This is a genomic window from Mycobacterium sp. (genome assembly GCF_035640695.1).
Lineage (GTDB): Bacteria > Actinomycetota > Actinomycetes > Mycobacteriales > Mycobacteriaceae > Mycobacterium.
This window is the reverse complement of sequence record NZ_DASQVQ010000148.1, coordinates 1-3,430: the sequence shown is the minus strand read 5'-3', so window position 1 is coordinate 3,430 and position 3,430 is coordinate 1. Positions and strand designations below refer to the sequence as shown.

Annotated in this window: 6 protein-coding genes; 3 read left to right on the top strand and 3 right to left on the bottom strand. The window is 66.2% G+C overall.

What is annotated here, in order from left to right; all coding sequences use genetic code 11:
• The coding region (locus VE759_RS17740) for a glycerophosphodiester phosphodiesterase family protein (RefSeq protein ID WP_324934837.1) at nt 1–153 on the top strand (153 nt) is incomplete at its 5' end.
• 48 nt (nt 154–201) lie between these two features.
• On the opposite strand, the gene VE759_RS17735 is transcribed toward VE759_RS17740, so the two are convergent.
• Nucleotides 202–1,044: an SDR family oxidoreductase gene (locus VE759_RS17735; RefSeq protein WP_324934835.1), complete on the bottom strand. Its 843-nt coding sequence runs from the start codon at nt 1,042–1,044 to the stop codon at nt 202–204.
• 104 nt (nt 1,045–1,148) lie between these two features.
• Here VE759_RS17735 and VE759_RS17730 point away from each other — a divergent pair, with 104 nt between their 5' ends.
• Together VE759_RS17730 and VE759_RS17725 are read left to right on the top strand one after the other, a co-directional pair.
• Nucleotides 1,149–1,778, top strand: a complete 630-nt coding sequence (locus VE759_RS17730) for a helix-turn-helix domain-containing protein (protein WP_324934833.1) — start codon at nt 1,149–1,151, stop codon at nt 1,776–1,778.
• Between the two features lie 150 nt (nt 1,779–1,928).
• Nucleotides 1,929–2,567 (top strand): hypothetical protein, encoded by a 639-nt coding sequence (locus tag VE759_RS17725; RefSeq protein WP_324934831.1) that lies wholly within the window; start codon nt 1,929–1,931, stop codon nt 2,565–2,567.
• Here the strand turns inward: VE759_RS17725 and tpx are convergent.
• Together tpx and VE759_RS17715 are read right to left on the bottom strand one after the other, a co-directional pair.
• The gene (gene tpx / locus VE759_RS17720) at nt 2,528–3,031 is read right to left on the bottom strand and encodes a thiol peroxidase (RefSeq protein ID WP_324934829.1); all 504 of its coding nucleotides are present in this window, start codon (nt 3,029–3,031) and stop codon (nt 2,528–2,530) included. The genes VE759_RS17725 and tpx overlap by 40 nt on opposite strands.
• A gap of 212 nt (nt 3,032–3,243) precedes the next feature.
• Nucleotides 3,244–3,430 (bottom strand): hypothetical protein (locus tag VE759_RS17715; RefSeq protein ID WP_324934827.1); only part of this gene is annotated, 187 nt, incomplete at its 5' end.

Here is a 3,430-nt window from a genome sequence, read left to right as displayed (position 1 = left end):
GTGATTCCGTGGACGATTAACGATCCCGACACGATGCGGGCGCAGATCGCGGCCGGCGCCGACGGAATCATCACCGATTATCCGACCCGACTGCGCGCCGTGATGGCCGAACTGGGCTTGCCGCTGCCGCCTGCCTACCGCAGGCTGAGATGAGCAAGGAGTCCACGGCTTTCAGCCCATCGGTCTCCTCGATAGTCCAGCTCATTCGTCCACGACAGTCGTGCGCGCAGACGACAGCGGCGTCGCATCCGGGTGCTGGCCGGGCTTGGCGGGGCGCATCGTGCGCTCGGCGATGCGCGCGACCACGTTCCGCGGTGCCAGCCGGGGGGCGTTGATCATCAGCCAGTTACCCGCACCGCCGGTAATTGTTGTGCTCGCCCGCCGGTCGAGGGCGCGAAGTGCGGCATTGACCACGCGCTCTGGGGGGATGCGTCTGCCGACTTGGGCGTTTTCGCCGGCGACGTCGAAGAAGGCGGTCTCGGTGGAACCCGGACAGATCGCCGTCACCCGGACGCCGGTGCCGCGCGTTTCGGCCCAGAGCGCCTCGGTGAAGGAGAGCACGAATGCCTTGGTGGCGCCGTACACCGCCATGTACGGCACCGGCTGAAAGCCGGCCGTCGAGCCGACGTTGATGACGGCGCCGTGGTTACGTTCGAGCATCGCCGGCACATACAATCGGGTCAGATCGACAAGCGCGGCGACGTTGACGCGGATCATGTCGCTGAGCGCGGCACCGTCGGCGTCGTGAAGCGGTGCGAACAGGCCGAAACCGGCGTTGTTTACCAGGATGTCGATCTGCAGCCCGCGATCGCGCAAATCGGACGCCAGCTCATCTGCCGCTGCTGGCTTGGCCAAGTCGGTGACCGCCACGTCGGCGGACACGCCAAAGGTAGTGGCCAGTTCGTCGGCTAGCGCGTCGAGCTTGGCCCGCGAGCGGGCCACCAGCACCAGGTCGGCGCCGCGCCTGGCGAGTTCGCGGGCGAAAGCAGCCCCGATTCCCGACGAGGCGCCTGTCACCAGGGCCCGTTCGCCTTTGTAATTCATCGCCGTCACCTTTCCGCAGGGAGTCTTCCTCAGGCCCAGGTTAAAACCGACCGACCGGTATGTCTAGCCGTACCGGCCGGTCGGTTTTGTGCTAACCTCGCAGCGTGTCATCCGCGCCGGTCACGCCGAAGGGTGCCGCCACCCGCGCGTTTCTGCTTCAGGCCGCCGCCGAGGTATTCGCGGAGCGCGGCTACGCCGACACAACCATGTCCGAACTGATCGCCCGCAGCGGACTGACAAAGGGCGCCTTCTACTTCCATTTCTCCTCCAAAGAACAACTCGCACTGGCTGTCATCGACGAGAAGCAACGCCAGTGGGTTGACGCGGTTCAGGCCGTGGTCAGTGCCGAACCGCGTGCGGTCGACCAGTTGCGCGAGGTGGCTTTCGCGCTCGTGCGTGTCCATCGCGACGACCCGAGCGCATTCAGTGTCTCCCGGCTGACGCGCGACCTGGCCCGGGTTCCCGATGTCGACGATCTGGTCCGCGGCCACACGCGGGCGTGGGTCGGCTTGCTTGCCGGCCTGATCAGGCAGGCCCAGGCGGACGGCGATATTCCTCGCGCCATCGATGCGGCCGATTTGGCCGCGCTGTTGGTCGCGGCGACCGACGGGCTGAAGGATCTGGGCGGGCTGATCGACGCGCCGTCTCGCGCGCGCCGCGCATTCGAACGACGAATGCAAATTCTGGTCACGCTTGTCGACGCGTGGAGGACACGCGATGCCGGTCAGGGGTGACCGTCGTCGTCACGCCTGGCGTGTCATGGAAGGTGAGAGGCTGGAACATTGCCACTCTCGATCTGTGTGGGCCGAGCTCGGAACGGCTCCCCTGTGCGGCCGGTACATGCGATCTGAGGCGCTCGAAGCCGAAGCCGTACGCTGGGCAGAGTGAGTCGGCCAGACCCCTTGACACCTTTGGGGGCGGTCGTGCTGGGCGCGGCGGCGGGTGCGGTAGGCACTCTGGCGATGGATCTGCTCTGGTACAACCGATACCGCCGCGATGGTGGGGACAGCGGTTTCACCGATTGGGAGTTCTCGGCCGGCGTCGAAAGCTGGGACGATGCTCCGGCCCCGGCGCGGTTCGGTAAGCGTGTGTTCAAGGCGCTATTTCGGCGAGATTTGCCGCCAGAGAAGGCCGGCCTCGTGAACAACATCATGCACTGGGCGACCGGTGTGGGTTGGGGTGCCGCGTTCGGGTTGCTCAGCGGCTTGGTCCCGACCCGCCGTGCCTGGCACGGCTTGGTCTTCGGTGCCGGCGTATGGGTGCAGTCTTACGCGGTGCTCGTGCCGGCGAAGCTGTACAAGCCGCCATGGGAGTACGACGCGGTGACGCTGTGGAAGGACCTCAGCGCGCACCTCGTCTACGGTCTCGGTACCGTCACGGCGTTCCGGGCGCTGGCCAAACCATTCGCCCGAGCCGCGGCGCTGGCCGCTGCGACGCCGCGACCAAATCGGCGACCTCCCAGGCGGCTGCGTCGCTGTGTGATTCAAACCGACGATCTCATTGCGGCTAGCGCCGCATCGTAGTCGGGCTCGGTGGCGATCTCGGGCACCAGTTCTGTGTATACGACCCCACCGTCCGCACCGATCACCACGATGGCTCGCCCAAGCAGCCCGGCCATCGGACCGTCGGTGATTGTGATGCCGTAGTCCTCCCCGAAGCTGCTGCGGAACGCCGATGCCGTGATGACATTCTCGATGCCCTCCGCGCCACAGAATCGCTGCTGCGCAAACGGAAGATCTTTCGATACGCACAGCACCGAGTGACCGCTTGTGGCAGCGCGCTCGTTGAAGGTCCGCACGCTTGCCGCGCATACCGGGGTATCCACGGACGGGAAGATGTTAAGCAGCGTCGGCTTACCGCGGAACTGCTCGCTGCTGACCGCGCCGAGATCGGTGCCGGTCAGCGTGAAGCCGGGGGCCGGCGAACCTACGGCGGGTAGCTCGCCGACCGTATTGATTGGATTTCCACGCAACGTTATCTGTGCCATGCCCACAGTCTGTCAAGGCTGCCGCGCCAACCGTGGGCGAGGGCCGTCCATCCCCGAGCGCCGCGCCGAGGTTCCCCAGCTGGGGGCCCGCGTCGCCCGACCTTTTCGCCGTGCAGCCGGCCGGCCACGGCGACAGCGCCGACAGCCACATGGCGACCGACGCATCAGCACAACACCGACGACTTAGTGCGAATCGGCTCGTGGTGTCATCTTCAGATGGCGGATGAGATCTGCTTGAGCATCGCCTGTCCGTGGCCGTCGGCTATCACCCGGGGATCGCTTCTAGTCCAGAAGCCATTCGCCAGAATGGCAATGCCCAATGGTTCCTGGTTGGCGCCGGCGGGAATCATGCCGATCCAACACGAGCAGCCGCCCAACGCGGTCAGGCCATCCTTCCAG

Coding starts and splice junctions, on each gene's coding strand:
- tpx (WP_324934829.1), bottom strand. CDS start 3,031: ATGGCACAGATAACGTTGCGTGGAAATCCAATCAATACGGTCGGCGAG.
- VE759_RS17735 (WP_324934835.1), bottom strand. CDS start 1,044: ATGAATTACAAAGGCGAACGGGCCCTGGTGACAGGCGCCTCGTCGGGA.